Here is a 23,405-nt window from a genome sequence, read left to right as displayed (position 1 = left end):
CCGCCGATCGGGAATCAGGCCGGCAAGTAATAGCGCACCACGGTGAAGACCCGGTTGTGCTGGGCATCCAGTGCCTGGCGCATGTTGATGGCGCGCTGGTTGAGCAGCAGGCTGTCGATGCGGTAGCGGGGAATCGCCATCGGCATCACGATCGTGAGGGTGGAGGCGGGGTAGCGGTTCTCCTCGGCTTCCACCACGGCCACAAAGGGTTGGATCAGGGAGGCAAAGGGGCTGTCCAGCAGCCGCAGTTCCAGCTGGGGTTCGTCCCCCACCAGACGCAGCCAGTCGGCCTGAATGGCGGCTGGATCATCCTCTTCCGAGAGCACCCACACCGCCACCACCTGATCGGAGACCCGGGCGGCGTAGTGCAGGGCATCGAGGCTGGGGCGGCTGAAGCCGGCGATCCAGACGATGCTGCGGTTGCCGATCGGTTCATGGCGTAGCGGCAGCCGCACCGGCTGGATCTGATCGGGCTGTACAGCGATTTCAGCCGTCACCCGCCTGTAGCGCCGCCGGATGCGGGCCAGCAGCGCCACCAGCAGCGGGATGGCGATCACCACCGTCCAGGCCCCTTCGCTGAACTTGCTCAGCACGATCACCACCAGCACCACGCAGGTGGTGACGGCCCCCAGGGCATTCATCAGCAGCCGGCCGTGCCAGCCCGGGCCGCGCTGGCGCCACCACAGCACCACCATGCCCGTCTGGGACAAGGTGAAGGCCATGAACACCCCCAGGGCATAGAGGTTCACTGCCACGGTGGTGTCACCCCGGCAGACCACGATGATCACGGCGGTGGCCAGCACCAGGGTGGTAATGCCGTTCTGGAACACCAGCCGATCTCCCAGCCAGCCCATCTGACGCGGCAGGAAGCGGTCCTGGGCGAGCATCGCGGCCAGGCGTGGGAAGCCGGCGAAGGCGGTGTTGGCCGCCAGCACCAGGATCAGCAGGGTGGTGATCTGCAGAGCCCAGAGCAGCGGACTGCCGGCACCGAACACCCGCAGGCCGATCTGGGCCAGCACGGTGCGATTCGGATCGGGTGCCACGCCGTAGAGGAAGCCGAGGCCGCTCACACAGAAAAACATCGCGGCGAGCATCAGCCCCATCACCAGCATCGTGGTCCGCGCCCTGGTCGCCGCCGGCTGGCGGAACAGCTTCACCCCGTTGGCGATCGCCTCGATGCCGGTCATGGCGGAACAACCGGAACTGAAGGCCCGCAGGATCAGAAACAGCCCAAGCGGCTCCACCGCCCGAATCAGCGGGGGGGGATCGGGCTGGAAGCCATGGTGGAACACCAGGTCCTGAAGTCCGCCGAGGGCCAGAAGCGCCACCATCAGCACAAACGCGTAGGTGGGGAGCGCGAAGGCCTGGCCCGCCTCGCGGACACCGCGCAGGTTCGCCCAGCCCACCAGCAGCAACAGCAGCAAGGCGAAGGCCACCTCGTGGCGCAGCAGGCCCGGCAGCAGTGAGGAGAGCGCCTGGGTTCCCGCCATCAGGCTCACCGCCGCCGTGAGGGTGTAATCCACCAGCAGCGAGGCGGCGGCCACCAGGCTGGCAGCGGTGCCGAGGTTCTCGCGGGCCACCACGTAGGAGCCGCCACCCTGGGGGTAGGCCTCGATCGTCTGGCGGAAGGAGAAGACCACCACGGCGATCAGCGCGATGATCGCCAGCGTGATCGGCAGCGACAGCTCCAGGGCGCGGCTGCCGGCCAGGATCAGAACCCCCAGAGCGGCCTCGGTGGCATAGGCCACTGAGGAGAGGGCATCGGACGACAGGATCGGCAGGGCTTCGTAGCTGGGAAGCCGTTCGGCTTCCGCCTCGCTGCGCGGCAATGGCTTGCCGAACAGCCGCTGGATCAGCTCCATGGACCCATCGCTCAGAAGGCCAGGCTTTCGGGGTTGGTTTCGATCAGCTGGGCCAGGTCCTTGAGGAAGGCGGCGGCGTGGGCGCCATAGATGGTGCGGTGATCACAGGTGAGGTTCACCTGCATCTGTTTCTTCACACTGATCGAGCCATCCTTGCCGGCCACCACGGTGGGGCGCGACGCGGCCACGGCCAGAATGGCGCCGGTGCCGGGGGGAAGGATCGCGTCGAAGCGATCCACCCCGAACATGCCCAGGTTGGAGAGGGTGAAGGTGCCGGTGCTGTATTCCTCCGGCTTGAGCTGCTTGGTGCGGGAGCGGGCCACCAGATCGGCCCAGTTGCGGGCCAGGGAATAGATGTCGGTCTTGTCGGCGGAGGCCAGCACCGGTGTGATCAGGCCGCCGTCTTCCATGGCCACGGCCACGGCCACATTCACGGCGCCGGGGTAGGTCATGCCGGCCTCGGTGGTGGCGGCATTCACCTGGGGATGGCGGGCCAGCACGACCCCCACGGCCTTGGCCAGCAGGGCGGTCATGGTGACGCCCTTGCTCTTCACCTGCTTGTAGAAGGCATCGAGCTTGTCGGTGGTGATGGTGTAGCCCACCCGGAAACAGGGCACCTCCAGGCTGGCCAGCATGTTGCGGTTCACCGCCTGCTGGAGGGTGTTGAAGGCCACGCTCTCACCGGGGCGGCCAAAGGCCTGCCCTGCCGGAGCGGGGGCTGCAGCGGGCCGGACGGCAGCCCCATTGCCAGCGGCAGCACCTGCCGGGGCGGCGCTCACCGCAGCGGCCGAGCCCTCGGCGACCCGGGGAAGACTGACCGGCTGGCCGGTCGCGGCCAGCACGTCGTCGGCCTGAATGCGGCCATGGGGACCGCTGCCGCGCAGGCCCTCGAGCGCCACACCCAGCTGACCGGCCAGTTTTCGGGCGCGGGGGCTGGCCACGACGCGGCCATCGGCGGCCGCCGCGGAGGAGGAGGCCAGCTGGGAAACCGTCGCGGCAGCCACCGGAGCTGCCACAGGTGCGGTGGGCGCTTTGGCTACAGCGGCAGGGGCGGGCGCGGCCGGCGCCGGCGCTGCAGGGGCAGCTGCTGCAGGAGCAGCCGCCGCAGCGGGAGCTGCAGGTGCCTTCGCTGCCGCCTCGGCGATCTCCGCTTCCGATTCCACGATCAGGCCGATGGTCTCGCCCACCGGCGCTGTGCCGCCAGCGGGCATCAGCACGGCGGCGAGGAAGCCTTCGTTGAAGGATTCCACGTCCATGTCCGCTTTGTCGGACTCGACCACGAGCACCGACTCGCCCCGTTCGACCCGATCACCGGGTTTCTTGAGCCACTCCACGATCTTGCCCTCCGTCATGGTGGAGCTGAGGGCAGGCATGAAGATTTCGTGGGTGGCCAAAGTCCGCCGCGCGTTTCGCGGATTTTACGAGTCGCGCGGCGAGCCAGCAGTTCAGACGCCTTCGATGGCCTCGATCACGCCATCGCGCACCAGCACGGAGGCCTGCAGACGCTCCACCAGGTTGTCGCCCACCTGTACGTCACAGAAGCTTTCGAGCTGGCCCTGCTCGACGATCTGCTCCATCTCCAGTTCACGCACCTGGCGCTGCTGCTCCAGCACCTGCCGTTTCTGTTCTTCCAGTTCCGCCCGCTTCTGCCCCACCTGCTGCTGCACCGAGCCCACCTGCTCCTGGACGCGGGGATCGAGGGGATTGAGGCTCTGGCGGCGGATCTCGTCGATCAGCTGCTGGCCTTCCTGCTCCAGCTGGGCCAGTTGCTGATCGCTCATCTGCACGGCGTTGCTGAGCTCGCGCTCGGCGTCCTCCTTCCAGCGGGGCGTGACCACGGCGCGCACCGTGATCGTGCGCTTGATCGAGAGGCTGGGGCCGTTGGCCATGGACAAACAAAAGCAGCATCCACCCTCTCAGCCACCGCATCCGAGGTCAACGCCGGTTCGCCGCACCGCTGGGCCGCTGGCTGAGCCGCTGGGCTCGCAACGTCAGCTGCGGTCGTCAGCCTGCGTAAATCGCCTCGATTGCGGCGCCATCCCGGGCCGCGATGCGGTCGCGCCGTTGCTTGAGGGTCTGGGTGAGCAGGCCGTTCTCGAGCGTGAAGGGGTCCACCAGCGCCACCCCCGCCAGGCGCTCATCCGGCCTTGAGCCTGGCCGCGCCGCCAGAACACGATTGAACTCACTCTTGAGCGTCCGCAGCAGGGCTGGATCGACCGGTTCCAGTGGGGTCTCGGCCTCCAGGTTGAGCGGGGGCAGTCCCGCCGCCACGGCAAAGGCGGCCAGGGCTTCCCGCCGCGGAACCACCAGGGCGCCGAGCTGGCGCCGGTCCTGGCCCACCAGCATCACCTGCTCCACCAGGGCGCTTTCCACCAGGGCCTCCTCGAGGGGGCCGGGTTCGATGTTCTCGCCGCTGCTGAGCACGATCGTGTCCTTGGCGCGGCCGGTGAGCACCAGGCAGCCATCGGCCAGCAACCGCCCCAGATCGCCGGTATCGAACCAGCCCTCGGCATCGAGCACCTGGGCGGTGGCGTCCGGTTTGCCGAAGTAGCCGCCCATCACCTGGGGGCCGCGGGCCAGCACCCGGCCGCGTTCGCCAAGGCGCAGCAGGGCGCCGCTCTCGGGATCGACGATTCGCAGGGCCGTTCCAGGCAGGGGCTGGCCGGAGCTGCCGCGGCGGTTGAGCCAGGGTCGGCGGCAGGTGAGCACCGGACTGGTCTCGGTGAGGCCGTAGCCCACCAGCAGCTCGATTCCGATCACCTCGAAGAAGCCATCCACGTGCAGAGCCAGGGCACCACCGCCACTGATGGCGGTGCGGAGCTGTCCGCCGGCCAGCTGCTTGCGCACCTTCGGCCAGAACAGGGTGTCCGCCAGCCGCTGCAGGGGCCAGCGCAGCCCGACCTCAAAGGCGGCGCTCAGACGGCGCAGCGGCGGCTCCGGTTCCAGGGTGCGATCGAGCGCCTGACGGCGGCAGAGGCAGAAGCGGCGGCCGTTGGCCAGGGCCAGGTTCAGCAGGCGCTGGCGGGAGGAGGGCATGGCGGCCAGGGCATCCTCAAACCCGGAGAGCAGGGCCTCCCAGAGGCGCGGCACGCTGATCAGGTACTGGGGCCGCACCGCCTGCAGGTCCTGGCGCAGATGGCGCAGGGTTGTGTAGGTCTGCCGGCAGCCGCAGGAGAGCAGGAAGTATTCAGCGCTGCGCTCGTAGGCATGCCAGATCGGCAGCACACTCAGCACCCGATCGCCGGGGCTGGGGGCCACCGCCACCCCGAGGTGGCGCAGCTGATGCAGCAGGTTGGCATGGCTGAGCGGCACCCCCTTGGGCTGGCCGGTGGTGCCGGAGGTGTAGAGCAGCGTGGCGAGGCGCTGTTCGCCCCCAGCCGGGGGTGCTGGGGGCGGCGCCTGGGCTCCGCGCTCCAGAAACTCCTCCCAGGTGAGACAGGGTGGCGCCGCATCGCCGGCCGCACCGCCGTGCCCTTGCTCATCAGCACCTTGGCTGCCGGAGCCTTTGCCGCAGAGCAGCACCACAAAGCGCAGCCTGGCCAGCCGTTCACGGCCGAGATCGAGGCTCTGCAGCAGCGCTGCCGACTCCACCACCAATCCCTTGGCACCGCAGTCGTCGAGGATGTATCGCAATTCTTCGGCTGGCGCCGAGCTGCCGCGCACCGCATCGGCGGCGCCGGCGCGCATCAGCCCCTGATCGGCCAGGAGCCAGCGGGGGCCGTTCTCGGCAAACAACGCCACCACATCGCCGGGTTGCACCCCCAGGGCGGCAAAACCAGCGGCCGCGGTTTCGATGCCGCGGCGCAGCTGGCGAAAGCTCAGGCTTTCGGCCGGCGCGGCGTGGGGGGCTTCCAGCGCCGGGGCCTCCCCATACAAAGAGTCGAGCGCCGGCCAGAGCTCCTCCAGGCCGCGCAGATGGCTCCAGTCGGTGCGGCCTTCCAGGGCCTGCCGGTCTTGTTCACTGCCGCTCCAGTGGATCTCGGCGGGCGCGGCCATGGCGGAAACGACGGGCGTTGGCGCCCACGATTACCACCCCTGCAGCGCTTCTGCCGGGAGGGGAGGCCGCAGCTGCAGATCGAACACCTCGGCGAAGGCCGCGATCAGCAGGGGTTGCACCTCTGCGGCCGTGAGCTGGGGAATCCAGTCGCACAGGCGCCCCACCGGTCGATCGTGCAGGCCACAGGGCACGATCGCGGCATACCCCTCCAGGGGCCCGTCCACATTCAGGGCCAGGCCGTGCTGGCTGATCCAGCGCCGCGCCCCCACCCCGATCGCCGCCACCTTGCGCCCTTCCAGCCACACCCCCGTGAGACCGTCCAGCCGTTCGCCCCGCAACTCCAGGCGAGCCAGCACCCTGAGCACCACCTCCTCCAGCCGCCGCAGGTACTGGTGCAGATCGGCCCCGTGGCGCTGCAGGTTCAGCACCGGATAGAGCACCAGCTGGCCGGGCGCATGGTGGGTCACCTCACCGCCCCGATCGATGCGGTAGGTGGGCAGGGGCGGATCGGCCGGATCGAACCGCAGGAAGGTCGGATCGGCGCCGCGGCCGAGGGTGTAGCAGGGGGGATGCTGGACCAGCAGCACGGCATCGGGTCCGTCGGGATCCTGCAGCAGACGGCTCTGGAGCTGCTGCTGCCACTGCCACGCCTTCAGAAACGGCACCGGATCGGCGGTTTCAACGCGAGTTTCAGCGGAGGCTTCAGCGGCGGTTGCAGCGGCGGTTTCAAAAAGGATTGCGTCGTTCCGGAATCGGGGCACTGGCTTTCGTAGCGTTGGTGCAAGCCGAGAAACCGGAGGCGGTCCAAGCTCATGAAACTGCTGATTCATGGCCGCAATCTTGATGTCACCCCGGCCATCCGGGAGTACACCGAAGCCAAGCTGACCCGCGCCATCAACCACTTTGAGGGCATGGTGAAGGAGGCCGACGTGCATCTGTCCGTCGCCCGCAACCCCCGCGTCCCCCAGCAGACCGCCGAGGTGACGATGTATGCCAACGGCACGGTGATCCGCGCCCAGGAGCGCAGCGAGAACCTTTACGCCAGCATCGATCTGGTGGCCAGCAAGCTGAGCCGCCAGCTGCATCGGTTCATGGACCGGCAGCACGACCACCACCACAGCTCCGGTCACAGGGCCAGCACCACCCCCGGCACAGAAGAGATCGTTGGAGAGCTCTCGGTCGATCACTCCCTCACCGAAGGTCGGGAACCGGAGCTGCCCGCCCCCGCGGTGCGGCGCAAGTACTTCGCCATGCCGCCGATGAAGCTGGACGACGCCCTGCATCAGCTGGAGCTGATCGACCACGACTTCTACGTGTTCCGCGATGCCGACGATGGCCAGATTCAGGTGGTCTATCGGCGCAACCACGGTGGCTTTGGAGTGATTCAGCCCAGAGACGCCTGATCGACCCTGAGCTGAGTCACCCCCAACCTGAGCGAACCCACGGCCGGCGTCCCTCGGTCGTTCCACCGGTGGTAATGGCCATGGCCCGCGATCGCTCCAGCCTGCGCGAGCAGCCCGACCTTGCTCCCCTGATCGACCATGCCCTGCTCGACCCGCTGCAGGGCCGGGCTGGCGTGCAGCGCTGCTGTGAGGAAGCGCGCCATTTCGGCTTTGCCGGGGTCTGTCTGGCTTCGCGCTGGGTGGCGACGGCCCGCGAGCACCTGCCGATCGGAGGGCCGGTGAAGTTGATCTCGGTGGTGGGGTTTCCCTTCGGTGCCGTGCCAGCGGCCATCAAGCGAGCCGAGGCGGAAGCCGCGGCCGCCGGAGGGGCCGATGAGCTCGATGTGGTTCCCGATTTCGGTGCCCTGATCGACCGGGACACAGGCAGCCTGCACGATGATCTGGCGGCGATCGTTGAACTGGGCCTGCCGCTCAAGGTGATTCTCGAGGTGGGCCGTCTGGAGCCGGAGGCGCTGGAGCTGCTGGTGGAGGTGAGTCTGGATGCCGGTGCTCGCTTCCTCAAGACCGGCAGTGGCTTCGGTCCGCCCGTGACGGCAGACCAGGTGGGTCGGCTGCGGGAGCTGGCCCGCGGCCGGGCGGCAGTGAAGGCCTCCGGCGGTATCACGGATCTCGAGCAGGCCCTGGCCCTGGTGGAGGCCGGCGCCGCCCGCCTGGGTACGAGCCGTGGCGTGGCCCTGATGCAGGCGCAGCGTGCCGGATCGCCGTCTTGAAGGTCTGGCCCTCAGTGCCCGCCCCCTGGGCGAACACGATCGCCTGCTGAGCCTGATCAGTGAGGAGGAGGGCCTCTGCCGGCTGGCTGTGCCAGGGGCCCGTCGGCCCCGCAGTCGCCTGGCGGCCGCGGTTCCCCTGGCCCACCTGACCCTGCAGGTGAGCGGAGGCCGGGGGCTGCAGCGGGTGCGGCAGCTGCAGGTGCTGCACAACTACACCCTGCTGGGGGAACGGCTCGAGACCCTGGCCGCCGCCCAGTCGCTGCTGGAGCTGGCCTCCCTGCTGGTGCCTGAGCACCTGCCGGTGCCCGGACTGCTGGGGGACCTGCTGATGCAGCTGGGTCGTCTGGAAGAGGTGGTGCGGCAGCACTCCCCCAATCCCGAAGCCCTGGCGATCGCGGTGCAGGGCAGTGTCCATCTGCTGGCCCTGGGGGGCTATGGCCTGCCCCTGCAGCACTGCGCCCGCAGCGGTGCAGCCCTGCAACCGCCCGTGGGCAACTGGGAGTGGCGCTGCAGCCTGCTGCCGGGTGAAGGATTGGTGGTGGGGGCGCTGCCGGGCGCCCGGGTGGTGCTCAATGCCTCGGAAGTGGCCCTGCTGCAGCGTCTGCCCCGGCCCCAGCTGCCCCGCCGCCGCGATGGAAGCCTGCTGGGACCCGAGCCGGTGTGGCTGCACCTGCTGGCGCTGCTGGAGATCTGGTGCGACGAACACCTCAGCCGCCGACCGCGGGCCTGGCGCCTGCTGCGGCGGGACGGGCCAGACGGCCCTGGGGCAACATGAACCCGCATGACACGACCCGCAGCGCCAGCGTGAGCGCCCCCAACATTCCAGGAGCTGGCGGCGGCGCCACCGGATTACAGGCCGTGCTGGCCCTGCCTGGCTTCATGCGGCTGTGGATCGGCCAGGTCTTCTCGCAGCTGGCCGACAAGTTCTACATCGTGTTGATGGTGTTCCTGATCGCCCAGTACTGGGTCACGGACACCCCCGGCACCAATCCGGCGCTGGCGGAGGCCGCGGCGGTGATGCGGATGGACGTGGAGACCCGCGCCCAGGTGATCACCCTGCTGGCCACAGGCATCTACGTGGCCAACACGATTCCGGCCATGGTGCTGGGCACCGTGGCCGGCGTCTGGGCGGATCGCTGGCCGAAACGGGGCGTGATGGTGGCCTCCAACGGCCTTCGGGCCGCCCTGGTGCTGCTGGCGCCGCTCTGCCTGATCCCCGGGCCGGTCTGGTTCGGGCTGAGCTGGGGCTACTGGGGATTGGTGGGCATGACCTTCCTGGAGTCAGTGCTGACCCAGTTCTTCGCGCCGGCGGAACAGGCTGTGATCCCGCTGCTGGTGCCTGGCCCGCTGCTGCTGGCGGCCAATTCTCTCTATCAGGCCACAAGCATGGCCGCCACGATCCTGGGCTTTGCCCTCGGCGATCCGATCCTGCGACTGCTGCGCAACGGCCTGGCCCAGTTCGGCATTCAGGGGGGGGAGTTCCTGCTGCTGCCTCTTTGCTATGGCCTGGCGGCGGTGGCGATCAGCACCATCCAGCTGCAGGAGCAACGCCAGCTCGATCGACAGACCACGGTGTGGCAGGAAATCGGCGATGGCCTGCAGGTGCTGCGGGCCCGACCCAGCGTGCGCACCGCCATGGTGCACCTGGTGCTGCTCTACAGCTTGCTGGCCGCGCTCTACGTGCTGGCCATCAGCCTGGCCTCGGGGGTGGAGGGGCTGGGCCCCACCCGGTTCGGAGTTCTGCTGGCCATGAGCGGTGTGGGCCTGGCGGTGGGGGCCCTGGCCATGGCCCAGCTGGGCCATGGCATCAACCGGCGGGTGCTGGCCTCCGCCGGCCTGGGCACGATCGCCTGGTGCCTGGTGCTGCTGGGCCAGTTGCGCGGCAGCCTGGTCTTCACCCTGCTGCTCTGCGGCCTGCTGGGGGTGGGAGCGGCCCTGCTGGCGATCCCCGCCCAGACCACGATCCAGGAGGACACGCCCGAGGCGCAACGGGGCAAGGTGTTCGGTCTGCAGAACAACCTGATCAACATCGCCCTGAGCCTGCCCCTGGTCCTGGCAGGCACGGTGGTGAGTCGCTATGGCCTGCTGCCAGTGCTGTGGGGACTGGCCGCCATCGCCCTGCTGGCCGCCGTGATCGAGCAGCCCTGGCGCCCCGAAGGCCGCTGAGCCTGAGCGAACGCCCATCCGGTCGCTGAGCCCTGAGGCAGCCCGATCAACGCTGCTAGCGTCGTCCTCTGCTGGTGCAGGTGGTGCTTGGCGCATATTGCCTGGCTTGGCAAGAAATCACCGTTCTGCGGCAACGTCACCTACGGGCTCACCACCACCTATGCCCTGCGGCAGCGGGGGCACGGCATCAGCTTCATCCACTTCGACACCCCGGCCACGGGCCTGAGCCTGCCCGAGTTCGGCAGTGCTTCGCGCAACCGCATGGCCAATGAGAGGGCGCGGAGGGCAAGCGCCTCGCTTCAGTCAGGCGAGCGGGCGGTAGGCGGGGTGGGGAACGTTTCCCTGGTCCAGACCAACCCGACGGTGACCCTGGCAGAGGAGAACCCGGAGGTCGCTCTGCCCTATCTGATGAAGTCGCAGGTGTACACCATCCCCTCGCTGGGGGCCCAGCGAGCCCTGCGGGAATCCCTGGAGCGCCTTCGTCCCGACGTGGTGCACGCCAGTCTCACCCTCTCACCGCTGGATTTCTTCCTGCCCGACCTCTGCCAGCAGCTGGATCTGCCGCTGGTGGCCACCTTCCATCCCGCCTTCGACGCCAGCCTGCGCAATCTGGCCGGAGGCACGCAGCAGCTCACCTATCAGCTGTATGCCCCCTCGCTGGCCCGCTACGACCGGGTGATCGTGTTCTCGGAGCTGCAGGCCGAGGTGCTGCTCCGGCTGGGGGTGCGGCGCGAACGGTTGGCCGTGATTCCCAATGGCGTCGACATGGCCACCTGGCGGCCGGCCTCGGTGTCTCCGAGTCCGGAGCTGGCCGCTCTGCAACAACGCTTCGCCGGCCGCCGCGTCTTTCTCTACATGGGCCGGGTGGCCACCGAGAAGAACGTCGAGGCCCTGCTGCGGGCCTGGCGCCTCGTGCGTCCCCGCGGCTGCGTGCTGGTGATCGTGGGGGATGGTCCCGTGCGGGCGGCCCTGCAGGGCAGCAGCAGTGAACCCGATGTGGTGTGGTGGGGTTTCGAGCCCAGTCTGGAGCGCCGGGTTGCCCTGCAGCAGCTGGCGGAGGTGTTCCTGTTGCCCTCCCTGGTGGAAGGCCTTTCCCTGGCCTTGCTGGAGGCCATGGCCAGCGGCACGGCCTGCGTGGCCACTGATGCTGGCGCCGATGGCGAGGTGCTGGCGGAGGGAGCGGGCATCGTGATCAGCACCCAGGGCGTCACCACCCAGCTGCGCACCCTGTTGCCGGTGTTGCGGGACCAACCCGTGTTGACCCAGGAGCTGGGGCGCCGGGCCCGGGTGCGGGCGATGGAGCGTTACACCCTGGCCGCCAATATCGACAGCCTTGAGCACCTCTATGGCGAACTCTGCCACCACTCCCAGGTGGCCTGAGCGGCATCAGCTGCAGGGCTCTGCGCTTCTGTCCCGTTGTTTCAAGGTTCCACAAACCGGCTCGCCTGGCCTGAACTACACCGATCTACGGTGGGCAAGATTATGCTGTAGATATGAAATCAAAGCCCTTGACGAGACTTGAACTCGTGACCTCTCCCTTACCAAGGGAGTGCTCTACCGCTGAGCTACAAGGGCGTGTGGTGGATGGGCCGGGTTGGATTTGAACCAACGTAGGCAGAGCCAGCGGATTTACAGTCCGCCCCCATTAACCACTCGGGCACCGACCCGAACCACACCCCAAGAACTTACCAGCCGGCCTGCCGCCCCCAGCACCGCCAGCGGCCCAATCCGCCGGGCCTCGATACGATCGAGCTTCTTCCGATGGTGGAACTCCCGGTGCGACTGCTGGTGCTCCACGGCCCGAACCTCAACCTGCTCGGCTGCCGCGAACCGGGGCTGTATGGCAGCCGCAGCCTCGAGCAGATCAATGCCGCTCTGCAGGAGCAAGCCGCCGGTCTGGGGGTGGAACTCGATGGTTTCCAGAGCAACCACGAAGGCGCCCTTGTGGATCGGATCCAGGCGGCCCGCGGCGACACCGACGGCATCCTGATCAATGCAGGGGCTTACACCCACACCTCGATCGCCATTCGCGACGCCCTGCTGGCCGTGGCCATTCCCTTCGTGGAGCTGCATCTGAGCAACACCCATGCCCGCGAGCCCTTTCGGCATCAGTCGTACCTGGCCGATCGGGCCGTGGGGGTGATCTGCGGCTTCGGGGCCACCAGCTATCGGCTGGCCCTGGACGGACTGGTGGAGCACCTGCGCGCGGCCCGCCCATGACGGGAACGTCCCAGGCGATGACATCCCGGCCAGCCCGGGTGAAATGGCTGGCCGCCCCGAGCAGCGAGGCGTGGCTGCAGCAGGCCATGGCCGATCTCGATCTGGTGCTGATCGATCACGCCCACTGCGAACGCAAGGCTGCCGGCGTGGCCCTGCAGCTGATGTTCCGCTACCCCTCCGATACCGCCCTCGCCGCCGCCCTCAGCCCGCTGGCCCAGGAGGAGCTGCAGCACTTTGATCGGGTGCTGGCCCTGCTGCTCCAGCGCGGCATCCCCCTGCGTCCCCTGGCAGCGCCCCCCTATGGGGCCGGTCTGTCGAAAGAGATCCGCCGCCAGGAACCGGATCGCATGCTCGACAGCTTTCTGGTGGCCGGTCTGATCGAGGCCCGCAGCCACGAGCGCATGGCCCTGCTCGCCCAGCACGCGCCCGACCGCCAGCTGCGGGAGCTCTACGGCGATCTGCTGGCCAGTGAGGCCCGCCACTTCGGGCTCTACTGGATGCTGTGCGAACAGCGTTGGCCGCGGCCGCAGCTGATCGCCCGGCTGGAGCAACTGGCAGCGGTGGAGGCGAATCTGCTGGCCCGCCTGCACTCAGAAGCGCGGATGCATAGCTAGACCGCCAGTTCGTCTAGACGGCCAGTTCCTCCAGTCGGGGGTAGCGGTCGGCGATCGGGTCACCGGTGAACTGGGCCACCCAGCCCTCCGGGTTGTTGAAGAAGCGCAGGGCGCAGAACGACGGAGCCGCCCCCATGTCGAACCAGTGGGGCGTGCCGGCCGGCACGGCGATCCAGTCGTTGCGCTCGCAGAGGATCTGCACGACCTCCTCGCCGAGGTGGAGGCAGAACAGACCCTGCCCTTCCACGAAGAAGCGCACCTCGTCTTCGCTGTGGGTGTGCTCCTGCAGAAACTTCTGGCGCAGGGACTCCCGATCGGGGTGGTCGGGGGTGATGCGGATCGCATCCACGGTGGGGTAAGCCCCTCCCTGCTGAACCCGGGCGATCTCGGCGGCATAGCGGCTGAGAATCTCTGCCTCGTCTGCCTGGTCGGGCAGATCCTGGGCCGCAGGCCAGCGCTCGAAACGGATGCCCCGTTCCGCCAGGGCGCGCTGAATCATCCGCTCATCTCCGGTCACCAGCTCCGGCATGGGGCTTCCCTTGGCAGGGGTGCTGGGGTAGAGGCTCAGCTGACTCAAGGATCAGGTCCAGGGATCGACGTGGCTTCAGCCTAGAAAGATCGGCGCTGATCGCCTCCTGCCCATGCCGCTGCCGGCCGCGTTCCCCCCGACGAGCCTGCCGCCCGACACCCCAGCGGCTCTCACCCTGGTGGGGGTGGGCCCGGGCGATCCACGCCTGCTCACGGTGGCGGCCGTGGAGGCCATCAGGGCCGCCATCGTGGTGGCTTACCCGGTGGCCCGCCTCGGCGCCAGCGGCATGGCCGCCGCGATTGCCGCCCCCTGGATCACCCCTCAGCAGGTGCAGTTGCCGCTGCTGTTCCCGATGGTGAGCGAAGCGGCGCCGCTGCGGCAGGCCTGGCACGCTGCGGCCGATACCCTCGCGGCCGCCGTGCTGGAGGCCGCCGGCCAGGGCGGCTCGGTGGTGCTGCTCTGCGAAGGGGATGTGTCGCTTTTCGCTTCCAGCTCCTACGTGCTGCTGGCCCTGCGCCAGCGCCATCCGGCCCTGCCGGTGCAGCTGATTCCCGGTGTCAGTGCCGTGGCTGCCGCGGCGGCGGCCGGCGCCTGGCCCCTGGCGCTGCAGCAGGAGAGCCTGCTGATCCGCCCCACTCCTGAGACGCCAGAAGCTCTGGAGGCCCTGCTGGATCGCGCTGCCGCGGGCGCCGAAGTGCTGGCCCTGCTGAAACTGGGCCATCGCTGGGCCTGGGTTCGGCCCCTGCTGGAGCAACGGGGCCTGCTGGACCAGGCCCTGTTTGCGCAGCGGGTGGGCTGGCCCGATCAGCAGGTGGCATCGGCCCGTGTTGTGGAGGCCGGCGCGGCTCCTTACTTCTCGCTGCTGCTGATCCGGCAGAGCTGGCCGGAGGTGCTGCCCTGATCGGTGGTGGCGTGATCAGGGCTGCCCTGAAGCGAGGCGGCCGCTTGCGTCAGCAGGGCCAGGGCCTCGGGCGGCGTGGGGGCCCGCATCAGGGCATGGCGCAGCTGGGCCGCGCCTGCAAAGCCCTGGCAGGTCCAGCTCATGTGCTTGCGGGCGATCAGCAGCCCGTGATCGCCGCGGGCCGCCACCAGGGCCTGCAGCTGCTCCGCGGCCAGGGCCAGCCGTTCGGCGGGGCCAGGGATGGGCGGCAGGGCGCGTCCCGTCAGGGCGGCATCGATGCGGCCCACCAACCAGGGATGGCCCATGGTCCCCCGTCCCACCATCACGCCGTCGGCACCGGTGATCGCCAAGCAGCGCAGGGCCTCCTCCGGGCCGGTGATGTCGCCATTGGCAATCACCGGAATCTGCAGCGCCGCCTTCACCCGGCCGATCGCGATCCAGTCGGCCTGGCCCCGGAAGCCCTGTTCGCGGGTGCGGCCATGCAGGGTGAGCAGCTGGGCACCGGCGTTCTGGAGCTGGATGGCAAACCCCACCGGATCGGCGCTGCTGCCGCACCAGCCCAGGCGCGTCTTCACCGTGACCGGAATCCGCACCGCTGCCGCGACGCTTTCCACGATCCGTGCCGCCAGATCCGGATCGCGGATCAGGCCACTGCCGCCGCCCTTGCGGGCGATCTTGCGCACCGGGCAGCCCATGTTGATGTCGATCAGAAAGGCGCCGGCCGCTTCAGCGCGCCGGGCCGCGTCCGCCATCGCCGCCGGGCGGTGATCAAACAGCTGCACCCCGATCGGTCCCGGCTCCTCCGCCAGTTCCTCCACCTTGGCCAGGCCATGGCCCAGCTCCAGGCTGGTGGCGTTCACCATCTCGGTGAACAGCAGCGCATCAGGAGCCCAGCGGCGCACCAGAGAGCGGAAGATGCGATCGCTCACACCGGCCAGGGGGGATTGCAGCACCCGGCAGCGCAACTGACGGCTGCAGCCGCGGCCCGCGAGGGTCAGGGGCGTGGGGGCGACAGTCACGTTGGTGGCGATGGTGGTGGCGATGGTGCTGCAGCCATCATCCGAGGTGGTGCAGAACCAGGCGATGCCTCGGTCGGATCAGAATCCTTTGACAGAAACTCCAGCTCGAGCAGCCTGAGCGAGAACGAGGCCCTTGCGGTGCAGACCTTGCCCAACCCGGAGCCCACGGCCCACCCCTTTCCCCTCAGCCGCAGCCTGCTGGAGGTGGTGCTGGACGATCGCACCAGTGATCGCTTCGTCTGTGAGCTGGTCTGGTGGCGCCTGGGCTACCGCCCTGTGGCGCAGATCTGGCTGGCGGGCCCCGACACGTCCCTGGATTGGGCCGAGGCCTTCCCCCAGGCGCCTGAACTGATTGCCGAGCGGCCGGCCAGTGTGCGGCTCACCCGCTCGGTCGCGCCGCCCCACAAGCAGCTGCTGAAAGAACAGCTGGGCTTCGCCGGTTACCGCATCGGCGGCCTGTACCCCCGTCGCACCCGCCGGGCCACGGCGGTGAACTGGCTGCTGGCCCACCTGGCGGAACGGGGCGAGCCGCTGGCAGCGAGCGGCCCGCTGCCGCTGCTGTTGGAGCCGCCGATCGACCCTGTGCAGGGCCACCCCGGCGACCTGCCGATCTCCTGATCTGGGGATCCATGGACCAGCCGATTCCGGGCCGGGTCAGGGGCGGATCGTCACCGGCGTGCCGAGGGGGGTGTGCTCGAACAGCCAGCGGGCGTGGGGGCTGGGCACTCGAACACAGCCGTGGCTGCGCGGCACCCCGAACCGCTGGCCGGCGGCCTCCTGCCAGGGCGCACCGTGCAGGCAGATCACCTGATCCGGCGTGACACAGAGGGCCCATGGCACATTCGGCGCCACAAAGCTGCTGCCGCGCATGGTGACGCTGCGATGCTTGCCGTAGACCTTCCCCTCACCGGTGGGGGTCGGACTCGACGCCAGCCCGGTGCTGACAGGCACCGTACGCAGCAGCGTTTCTGCCGCGCCGTAGGCGTAGAGCTTCTGGTCGGAGAGGTCGACCACGATCGCGGCAATCAGCTCCACCATGGGGCGTCGCCGCCCGAAGGCGGAAGGCAGAGAGGGATACCTCCTCCCTAGCCAGATCAGCCAGGCGCGCGGCCGCTCTGTAGTGTCAGGAAACGCAATGTCGTTGAGATAAGCCGCTTTGGCGCTACCCGTCGTCGCCATCATCGGGCGACCCAATGTGGGCAAGTCCACCCTCGTGAACCGCCTGTGCCGCAGCCGCGAGGCGATCGTGCACGACGAACCGGGCGTGACCCGTGATCGCACCTACCAGGAAGGATTCTGGCGGGATCGCACCTTCCGCGTGGTCGATACCGGCGGCCTGGTGTTTGATGACGACAGCGAATTCCTGCCGGAAATCCGCGAACAGGCCAACCTCGCCCTGGCGGAGGCCGCCGTTGCCGTGGTGATTGTCGACGGTAAGCAGGGATCAACCGCCGCCGATCAATCGATCGCCGAATGGCTCAGGGGCCAGAAGGTGCCCGTGCTGCTGGCGGTGAACAAGTGCGAATCGCCGGAAGCCGGCCTGTCGATGGCGGCCGAATTCTGGGGTCTGGGCCTGGGCGAACCGTATCCGATCTCAGCGATCCACGGGGCCGGCACCGGCGATCTGCTCGATCGGGTGGTGGGTTTCCTGCCTCCCACAGAAGAGGTGGAAACGGAGGAACCGGTCCAGCTGGCGATCATCGGCCGGCCCAATGTGGGCAAGTCGAGCCTGCTCAATGCCATCTGCGGTGAGAACCGGGCGATCGTCAGTCCGATCCGCGGCACCACCCGAGACACGATCGACACCACGATCGAACGGGAAGGCAAGGCCTGGAAGATCCTTGATACGGCCGGCATCCGCCGGCGCCGTTCGGTGAACTACGGCCCCGAATTCTTCGGGATCAACCGCAGCTTCAAGGCGATCGAACGCTCAGATGTCTGTGTGCTGGTGATCGACGCTGAGGATGGGGTGACGGAACAGGATCAGCGCCTGGCCGGCCGGATCGAGGAGGACGGCCGCGCCTGTGTGGTGGTGGTCAACAAGTGGGATGCGATCGAGAAGGACAGCCACACCATGCCGGCGATGGAGCGGGAGCTCCGGGCCAAGCTCTATTTCCTCGACTGGGCGCCGATGCTGTTCACCTCCGCCCTCAGCGGCCAGCGGGTGGAAGCGATTTTCCCCCTGGCCCTGCTGGCGGTGGAACAGCACCGTCGCCGCGTCACCACCTCGGTGGTGAACGAGGTGCTGCAGGAGGCCCTGAGCTGGCGCACACCCCCCACCAGCCGCGGCGGTCGCCAGGGGCGGCTCTATTACGGCACCCAGGTGGCCAGCCGTCCGCCCAGCTTCACCCTGTTCGTGAACGATCCCAAACTGTTCGGCGAAACCTACCGCCGCTATGTGGAACGGCAGATCCGGGAAGGGCTGGGTTTCGAGGGCTCACCGATCCGCCTGTTCTGGCGCGGCAAGCAACAGCGCGATGCCGAGAAGGAGCTGGCGCGCCAGCAGAGCCGCAGCCGCTGAGTGGACTGGCTGCGGCAGATGCCGATCGGCCAGTACGTGGCCGACGACGACTCCCAGGCGGAGAGCGGAGCCGGCAGCTGGCTGAAGCGGATGGATCCGCGCCTCAAGCTCGGCTGGACCGTGGCTTTCCTGGTGACGCCAATCCTGGCCGGCCCGATCTGGCGCCTGGCCCTGGTGGCCCTGCTGCTGCTGATCACGGCGGTGTGCGGCCTGCCCTGGCGTCTGTGGCGCCGCAGCCTGCCCCTGCTGCTCGCCCTGGCCCTGTTCGTGGGGGTGCTGTCCGCCCTGCTGCCGGCCGGATCGGCCCCTGCAGCGCCCCTGCAGCGCCCGCCGGACGAAGTGCGTCTTGAGCCCGGTCCACCGGGCAGCCCCGCCCCCAGCCGCTCCGGCCAGAGCTGGGAGCTGGTTCATTGGGGTCCGGTGCAGCTGGGGCCCCTTCCCCTGGGCCCGCTGGTGATCAGCCGTCGCTCGGCCGAGCTGGGCCTCAACGGCGCCACCCTGCTGTTCACCTTGATCCACAGCGCCAACCTGCTGCTGCTCAGCACCAGCCCAGAGGCGCTGGTCTGGGCGATCGGCTGGTTCCTGAAGCCATTGGCTGCCCTGGGCTGGCCGGTGGACCGGCTCGGTTTCACCCTGCTGCTGTCGCTCCGCTTCCTGCCGCTGGTGCAGGAGGAGCTGCAGAACCTGCTGCGCTCGATCTCCACCCGGGCGGTGAACCTCAAGCAGCTCGGCTGGAAGGGAAGCCTGGCGCTGGTGCTGGCGGTGGGGGAACGGCTGCTGGCCAATGTGCTGCTGCGGGCGGAACAGGGGGCCGAGGCCCTGCTGGCCCGGGGCGGCCACTGGCTTGCGCCCGACCGGTTGCATCAGCCGCCGGCCTCGCTCGGCAGTGCCACGGTGCTCGGCGGAATCGCTCTGGTGGCCCTGTTGCTGCTGCGCTGGCAGGTCGGTGCTCTTTAATGGCGCCAGTCCAACGGACGACGTGAGCGCAGAGCGTTATCTCAACCATCCCACCTTCGGGATGCTCTACCGGGTCGCCCCGACTGGTGAGAACTGCGATCTCTATGCGACCCTCTACGCCCAGAGAATCTTCTTTCTGGTGACGCTGCAGCCCAGGGGCGCCAACTTTGAGGTGATCCCGCTGATGGATGCCCGCCACTACGCCGAGCAGAACCTGGCCCGCTCCCGGCGGGAAGGACCTGAAGTGCACGCCCGCTGGCGGCAGCTGTTCGACCAGACCTTCATCTGAATTCACCGGTCATGGCAGCGGCAGGGTTGGCCGAGCGTCTCTCCGAGGTACGCCAACAGCTGCCCGCAACAACCCAGGTTCTGGCCGTGAGCAAGGGTCAGCCCAGCGAGCGGATCCGGGAGGCGGTGGCCGCCGGCCAGCGCAGCTTTGGGGAAAGTCGGCTGCAGGAGGCCATCACCAAGCAGGAGGAGCTTGCCGATCTCGATGGGCTGGCGTCGCCCCTCGACTGGCACTTCATCGGGCGGCTGCAGGCCAACAAGGCCCGTGGGGTGCTGCGCCAGTTCGGCACGATCCACTCGGTCGACAGCCTGGCCCTGGCCGAGCGCCTGGCTCGCATCGCCGCTGAGGAGGCCCTCAGCCCAGCGGTGTTCTTTCAGGTGAAGCTGCGGCCCGATCCGAGCAAGACCGGCTTCGAGCCGGAGGAGCTGCGGGCCGCCTGGCCGCAGCTGCGGGCCCTGGCGCCGCTGCGCCCGCTGGGGTTGATGACGATCGCCCCCCAGGGCCTGGAGGCCGCGGAACGACAGGCCCTGTTCCAGGACTGCGCGCACCTGGCGGCAGAGCTGAATCTGGGGCAACTCTCGATGGGGATGAGCGGCGACTGGCGGGAGGCTGTGGCCGCTGGAAGCACCTGGTTGAGGCTCGGCAGCACCCTGTTTGGGCACCGCCCCTGAGGGGAAGTGCTTGCAACCGTTCTCGTGGGACGCTATTCAGGTGCCAAGCATCACAACAGAGGCTCCATCCGTGTCGTTGTTCTCCCGCCTGCGTGCCGTCGTGTCCGGCGATGACTATCTCGACGGCGAGTACGACGACGACCTCGACTATGACGCCGGCGACGTCAACTCCAGTACCAGCAGCAGCACCAGCCGTTCGATCGGCAGCAGCAGCAGCGCCCTGGCCCTGACCAGCGATTTCAACCCCGAGGATCCCTTTGGCGGCACCAATGTGATCGGCATGCCGGGCCTCTCCTCCTCGGCGGCGGAGGTGACCCTGATGGAGCCCCGCAGCTTCGATGAGATGCCCCGAGCCATCCAGGCGCTGCGCGAGCGCAAGACCGTGATCCTCAACCTCACGATGATGGAGCCGGACCAGGCCCAGCGCGCCGTCGACTTCGTGGCCGGCGGCACCTTCGCCATCGACGGTCACCAGGAACGGGTGGGGGAGAGCATCTTCCTGTTCGCGCCGTCCTGCGTCACCGTCACCACCACCGGTGGGGAGGAGTCGTCGTCGCCGACGGTGGTGAGCAGCCGTGATCACGCCGCTGAGAGTGAGGCCGCCCCCAGCCCCGCCTGGGGACGGCAGGATATGGGTCTCTGATCCCAACCCTCCGGCTTGAGCTCCGCTGAATCCCCCCGCTTCGGCGTGGTCGGCCTGGGCCGTATGGCCCAGGCCTTGCTGTTTCCCCTGATCGAGAGTGGCCAGCTGGCTCCCGCCGACGTGCGGGCGGCCGTGGCCAGCGCCGCCTCCTCCGAGCGCCTCCGCCAACTCCACGGCCTGGCGGTGAGCACTGATCCCGCCGAGGCCTGGGCAGCGCCAGTGGTGTTGCTGGCGGTGAAGCCCCAGCAACTGCAGCAGGCGGCCGCTGCAGCGGCCGGTGTGGCCGGCGCAGGCGGTGCGGCTGGGCAAGGCCTGCTGATCTCCGTGTTGGCGGGTGTGACCCTGGAACGGCTACAGCGTCTGTTTCCGCAGCGGGTCTGCGTGCGGGCCGTTACCAACACCCCCTGCCTGGTCCGCCAGGGTCTTACCGGCCTGGCCTGGGGTGGGGGATCTGGAGCATCCACGCCCCAGGCCACGCCGCAGCAACGCCAGCTGGTCCAGGACCTGTTCGAGCGGGTGGGCGATGTGATGGAGCTGCCCGAGAGCCAGCTCGATGCTTTCCTGGCGCTGACCTCCTCGGGGCCAGCCTTTGTGGCCCTGATCGCCGAGGCCATGGCCGATGGGGCTGTGGCAGCAGGCTTGCCGCGGGTGCTGGCCCATCACCTGGCGCACCGCACCCTGGCCGGCACCGCCGCCCTGCTGCACGAGCAGGAGCTCCATCCGGGCCAGCTCAAGGACATGGTCAGCAGTCCGGGCGGCACCACCATCGCCGGCCTGCGGGTCCTGGAGCGGGCCGGGGCGCGATCGGCGTTGATCGAGGCGGTCGTGGCCGCAGCCGAGCGCAGTCGGGCGCTGGCCTGAGCGAGTCTCAGGGGCTCTGAGAAGCCCTCAGGGGCGCGGCTGGCCCAGCCGTGGCTCCGTTCCGGCCAGCAAGCGCTGGATGTTGCTGCGATGGCGCCAGACCACCAGCAGGGTGGTGATCACGGCGAGGGCGAGGTAGGGAAGCCGCAGGCCCATGCCGTTGCCGGCAAACCAGCCCAGCATCAGCAGGGGCAGGGAGAGGGCCGCCACCACGCTGGAGAGGGAGACGATGCGGCTGATGGTCAGCACCGTGAGGAAGATGCCGAAGCAGGCCAGACCCACCGGCCAGGTCAGACCGATCAGCATGCCCAGCCCGGTGGCCACGGCCTTGCCCCCTTTCCAGCCCAGCCAGACCGGCCAGATGTGCCCGGCCAGAGCCGCAAGACCGGCCGCCACCACGCCGCTGTCGATCAACCAGGCGCCGCTGCCGAGCGGTTCGCCCAGGGGCTCGAGCACGGCCCGTGCCAGCACCACGGCGGCGATGCCCTTGCCCACATCCAGCAGAAACACCGCCAGGGCAGGGCCCTTGCCCACCTCCCGCAGCACGTTGGTGGCGCCGGTGGAGCCGGACCCGTGCTGCCGCAGGTCGATGCCGCGCAGCCAGCGACCAGCCAGATAGCCGAAGGGGAGCGACCCCAGCAGGTAACCGGCCAGCAGCATGATCAGGGGGAGCAGCAGGGGCATGGGGCGGGACGCCGCAAACGACCGCTGCGAGCTTGCCGCAACGGAGGGCCCTCTAGCTCAGCGCAGCAGCCAGCTCCCTCGCAACGCAACGCGGTCGCCATGCAGCGCAGCAACAGCTCAGTGCGGCAACGACCTAGTAGGTCTGCTCGTCATCGACCAGTTCACCGGGACCGGCGGCGAAGGCCAGCCAGAGGGGGAACTGCAGGATCGGCACCTCCACCACCCGTTCAGCCGCATCGATCACGATGAAGGGCAGCTCGCCCCGCTCCTCGAGCCGGTCGGCCCGCTCGATCAGGGCATCGGCCCGCTCGAACAGCACGATGCCGCTGTTCGGTCCGAAGTCTTCCCGCCCGAGGCCGAGGCAGTCCTGCAGACCCCGCCGCCATTCACCCAGTCGCTCAGGTTGGCCTGCCAGCACCAGGGTCTGGAAGCGTTCGCCATACAGCTCCCCGAGGATCGACACCGCCGCACCGGCGATCAAGGCATTGCGGCTGCGGCTGCCGGCGCTGGCCTGGGCGCCGCGGCCGCCCTGATTCAGGAACCAGTCCTCCAGCAGGGCGGCCTGCGCTGCCTCAAGGGTGCGCCGCAGGGTCCAGGGATCCGCGTAGAAATCAGGCTGGCCGCTGTAGCGCTCCAAACGGGAGCGAATCAGGGCGTCGTCCTGGCTGAACAGGCCCGCCGCTGCCACAGGCGCGGCGGCGGGTGCTTCCGCAGCTGCTGATGCGGCGGCCACCTGATCGAGCGGTGAGGGCTGCACCACCAGGGGCTGGGCCACCAGCTCCACCTGCTCGGCCGCCACCACCAGATCCTGCAGCGCCCCCACCAGGTAGTCCTGAAAGCCCTTGAGCCGGCGGGCGATCGCATCCGACTGGCCACTGAAGCTGCTGCCGATCTCGCGCTGGATCTGCTCCCGCCGCCGCTCCAGTTGCCGGATCTCCTCTTTCAGGCCGCTGTGGCGTTCGGTCAGATCCTGGAGCGCCAGGGTCAGCAGGCTGTCCCGGGCTGCGTCCAGGGGCTCCGGTACCGAAGGTTCCTGGGCAACCGACGCCGCAGGCTCCCCTACCACAGGTTGCTCTGGGCCCCCCGTAGGCCCCACGGTGCCCAGCCCTTCACGCGTCTGATCCTGCTCAGCAGCTTCGGGGCCTTCCGCTGGAGAGACAGGAGTGCCGTTCAGCGGGGTGGGGGGATCGGGCAGCGTGCGGCTGTCAGTCATCAGACCAGGAGTTCAGAGGCAGGAAGCGGAATCTGCGGAGGCGCAGCGGTGCTAGTGGAGGCGGAGTCGTGAACGTGGCGATCTC

General features: G+C 68.9%; 25 protein-coding genes and 2 tRNA genes. 15 read left to right on the top strand and 12 right to left on the bottom strand.

The window, feature by feature from the left end:
- Positions 1-14: 14 nt before the first annotated feature.
- The 5 genes from KQ310_RS12750 to lipB form a co-directional block, all read right to left on the bottom strand.
- A complete protein-coding gene (locus tag KQ310_RS12750) occupies positions 15-1,862 on the bottom strand; it encodes an APC family permease (RefSeq protein ID WP_259722101.1) in 1,848 nt (615 codons plus the stop codon).
- A gap of 11 nt (positions 1,863-1,873) precedes the next feature.
- Entirely contained in the window at positions 1,874-3,256 is a 1,383-nt protein-coding gene (locus KQ310_RS12745) for a dihydrolipoamide acetyltransferase family protein (protein WP_259722100.1), read from the bottom strand.
- Between the two features lie 51 nt (positions 3,257-3,307).
- Positions 3,308-3,751, bottom strand: a complete 444-nt coding sequence (locus tag KQ310_RS12740) for a YlqD family protein (RefSeq protein WP_259722099.1) — start codon at positions 3,749-3,751, stop codon at positions 3,308-3,310.
- Between the two features lie 115 nt (positions 3,752-3,866).
- The gene (locus KQ310_RS12735) at positions 3,867-5,858 is read right to left on the bottom strand and encodes an AMP-binding protein (protein ID WP_259722098.1); all 1,992 of its coding nucleotides are present in this window, start codon (positions 5,856-5,858) and stop codon (positions 3,867-3,869) included.
- 30 nt (positions 5,859-5,888) lie between these two features.
- Positions 5,889-6,620, bottom strand: coding sequence for a lipoyl(octanoyl) transferase LipB (gene lipB, locus KQ310_RS12730; protein WP_399238291.1), 732 nt, complete (start codon positions 6,618-6,620; stop codon positions 5,889-5,891).
- Positions 6,621-6,671: 51 nt separating this feature from the next.
- Between lipB and hpf the strand changes: the two genes are divergently transcribed.
- The 5 genes from hpf to KQ310_RS12705 all read left to right on the top strand — a co-directional run bounded on the left by hpf (position 6,672) and on the right by KQ310_RS12705 (position 11,578).
- On the top strand, positions 6,672-7,262 hold the full coding sequence (gene hpf / locus KQ310_RS12725; RefSeq protein WP_259722097.1) for a ribosome hibernation-promoting factor, HPF/YfiA family: 591 nt from the start codon (positions 6,672-6,674) through the stop codon (positions 7,260-7,262).
- An 80-nt stretch (positions 7,263-7,342) separates the two neighbouring features.
- Positions 7,343-8,032, top strand: coding sequence for a deoxyribose-phosphate aldolase (gene deoC, locus KQ310_RS12720; protein WP_259722096.1), 690 nt, complete (start codon positions 7,343-7,345; stop codon positions 8,030-8,032).
- Entirely contained in the window at positions 8,013-8,807 is a 795-nt protein-coding gene (gene recO / locus KQ310_RS12715; protein ID WP_259722095.1) for a DNA repair protein RecO, read from the top strand. Before deoC ends, recO begins: the two co-directional genes overlap by 20 nt.
- Before the next feature lie 104 nt (positions 8,808-8,911).
- Positions 8,912-10,198 (top strand): MFS transporter, encoded by a 1,287-nt coding sequence (locus tag KQ310_RS12710; protein WP_259722115.1) that lies wholly within the window; start codon positions 8,912-8,914, stop codon positions 10,196-10,198.
- An 87-nt stretch (positions 10,199-10,285) separates the two neighbouring features.
- Positions 10,286-11,578 (top strand): glycosyltransferase family 4 protein, encoded by a 1,293-nt coding sequence (locus KQ310_RS12705; protein WP_259722094.1) that lies wholly within the window; start codon positions 10,286-10,288, stop codon positions 11,576-11,578.
- A 123-nt stretch (positions 11,579-11,701) separates the two neighbouring features.
- On the opposite strand, the gene KQ310_RS12700 is transcribed toward KQ310_RS12705, so the two are convergent.
- Both KQ310_RS12700 and KQ310_RS12695 read right to left on the bottom strand, forming a co-directional pair.
- Positions 11,702-11,773 (bottom strand) — tRNA-Thr (locus tag KQ310_RS12700).
- 10 nt (positions 11,774-11,783) lie between these two features.
- Positions 11,784-11,865: transfer RNA gene (locus KQ310_RS12695), tRNA-Tyr, on the bottom strand.
- Between the two features lie 109 nt (positions 11,866-11,974).
- Here KQ310_RS12695 and aroQ point away from each other — a divergent pair.
- Complete coding sequence (gene aroQ / locus KQ310_RS12690) at positions 11,975-12,418, top strand: type II 3-dehydroquinate dehydratase (protein WP_259722114.1); 444 nt, start codon at positions 11,975-11,977, stop codon at positions 12,416-12,418.
- Positions 12,415-13,032, top strand: a complete 618-nt coding sequence (locus tag KQ310_RS12685) for a tRNA-(ms[2]io[6]A)-hydroxylase (RefSeq protein WP_259722093.1) — start codon at positions 12,415-12,417, stop codon at positions 13,030-13,032. The genes aroQ and KQ310_RS12685 overlap by 4 nt, the downstream gene beginning before the upstream one ends.
- Before the next feature lie 13 nt (positions 13,033-13,045).
- Here KQ310_RS12685 and KQ310_RS12680 read toward each other — a convergent pair whose 3' ends face one another.
- Positions 13,046-13,609 carry an acireductone dioxygenase gene (locus tag KQ310_RS12680; RefSeq protein ID WP_259722092.1) on the bottom strand — a complete coding sequence of 188 codons (564 nt, stop codon included), beginning with the start codon at positions 13,607-13,609 and terminating at the stop codon, positions 13,046-13,048.
- A gap of 64 nt (positions 13,610-13,673) precedes the next feature.
- Between KQ310_RS12680 and cobI the strand changes: the two genes are divergently transcribed.
- The gene (gene cobI, locus KQ310_RS12675; RefSeq protein ID WP_399238287.1) at positions 13,674-14,462 is read left to right on the top strand and encodes a precorrin-2 C(20)-methyltransferase; all 789 of its coding nucleotides are present in this window, start codon (positions 13,674-13,676) and stop codon (positions 14,460-14,462) included.
- On the opposite strand, the gene dusB is transcribed toward cobI, so the two are convergent.
- A complete protein-coding gene (gene dusB, locus KQ310_RS12670; RefSeq protein ID WP_259722091.1) occupies positions 14,411-15,481 on the bottom strand; it encodes a tRNA dihydrouridine synthase DusB in 1,071 nt (356 codons plus the stop codon). The genes cobI and dusB overlap by 52 nt on opposite strands.
- A gap of 147 nt (positions 15,482-15,628) precedes the next feature.
- On the opposite strand from dusB, the gene KQ310_RS12665 reads away from it, so the two are divergent.
- Complete coding sequence (locus tag KQ310_RS12665; protein ID WP_399238299.1) at positions 15,629-16,099, top strand: DUF1823 family protein; 471 nt, start codon at positions 15,629-15,631, stop codon at positions 16,097-16,099.
- Positions 16,100-16,135: 36 nt separating this feature from the next.
- On the opposite strand, the gene KQ310_RS12660 is transcribed toward KQ310_RS12665, so the two are convergent.
- A complete protein-coding gene (locus KQ310_RS12660; protein WP_259722089.1) occupies positions 16,136-16,519 on the bottom strand; it encodes a L,D-transpeptidase in 384 nt (127 codons plus the stop codon).
- A 118-nt stretch (positions 16,520-16,637) separates the two neighbouring features.
- Between KQ310_RS12660 and der the strand changes: the two genes are divergently transcribed.
- The 6 genes from der to proC all read left to right on the top strand — a co-directional run bounded on the left by der (position 16,638) and on the right by proC (position 21,423).
- Positions 16,638-18,002, top strand: a complete 1,365-nt coding sequence (der, locus tag KQ310_RS12655) for a ribosome biogenesis GTPase Der (RefSeq protein WP_259722088.1) — start codon at positions 16,638-16,640, stop codon at positions 18,000-18,002.
- Positions 18,003-18,959, top strand: coding sequence for an energy-coupling factor transporter transmembrane protein EcfT (locus KQ310_RS12650; protein ID WP_259722087.1), 957 nt, complete (start codon positions 18,003-18,005; stop codon positions 18,957-18,959).
- 22 nt (positions 18,960-18,981) lie between these two features.
- Positions 18,982-19,248, top strand: coding sequence for a PipX family protein (locus tag KQ310_RS12645; RefSeq protein WP_197154455.1), 267 nt, complete (start codon positions 18,982-18,984; stop codon positions 19,246-19,248).
- Positions 19,249-19,259: 11 nt separating this feature from the next.
- Positions 19,260-19,919: a YggS family pyridoxal phosphate-dependent enzyme gene (locus KQ310_RS12640; RefSeq protein WP_259722086.1), complete on the top strand. Its 660-nt coding sequence runs from the start codon at positions 19,260-19,262 to the stop codon at positions 19,917-19,919.
- Between the two features lie 70 nt (positions 19,920-19,989).
- Entirely contained in the window at positions 19,990-20,562 is a 573-nt protein-coding gene (locus tag KQ310_RS12635; RefSeq protein ID WP_259722085.1) for a cell division protein SepF, read from the top strand.
- A gap of 15 nt (positions 20,563-20,577) precedes the next feature.
- Positions 20,578-21,423: a pyrroline-5-carboxylate reductase gene (gene proC / locus KQ310_RS12630; RefSeq protein ID WP_259722084.1), complete on the top strand. Its 846-nt coding sequence runs from the start codon at positions 20,578-20,580 to the stop codon at positions 21,421-21,423.
- 27 nt (positions 21,424-21,450) lie between these two features.
- Here proC and plsY read toward each other — a convergent pair whose 3' ends face one another.
- Both plsY and KQ310_RS12620 read right to left on the bottom strand, forming a co-directional pair.
- Positions 21,451-22,107: a glycerol-3-phosphate 1-O-acyltransferase PlsY gene (gene plsY / locus KQ310_RS12625; protein ID WP_259722083.1), complete on the bottom strand. Its 657-nt coding sequence runs from the start codon at positions 22,105-22,107 to the stop codon at positions 21,451-21,453.
- A 133-nt stretch (positions 22,108-22,240) separates the two neighbouring features.
- Positions 22,241-23,320 carry a DUF3086 domain-containing protein gene (locus tag KQ310_RS12620; RefSeq protein WP_259722082.1) on the bottom strand — a complete coding sequence of 360 codons (1,080 nt, stop codon included), beginning with the start codon at positions 23,318-23,320 and terminating at the stop codon, positions 22,241-22,243.
- Positions 23,321-23,405: the final 85 nt, after the last annotated feature.

Origin of the sequence: Synechococcus sp. CS-1328 (assembly GCF_025128095.1) — a bacterium.
Classification (GTDB): Bacteria; Cyanobacteriota; Cyanobacteriia; order PCC-6307; family Cyanobiaceae; genus CBW1002.
The sequence above is the reverse complement of the archived record's forward strand: the minus strand, read 5'-3'. Positions and strand labels throughout refer to the sequence as shown.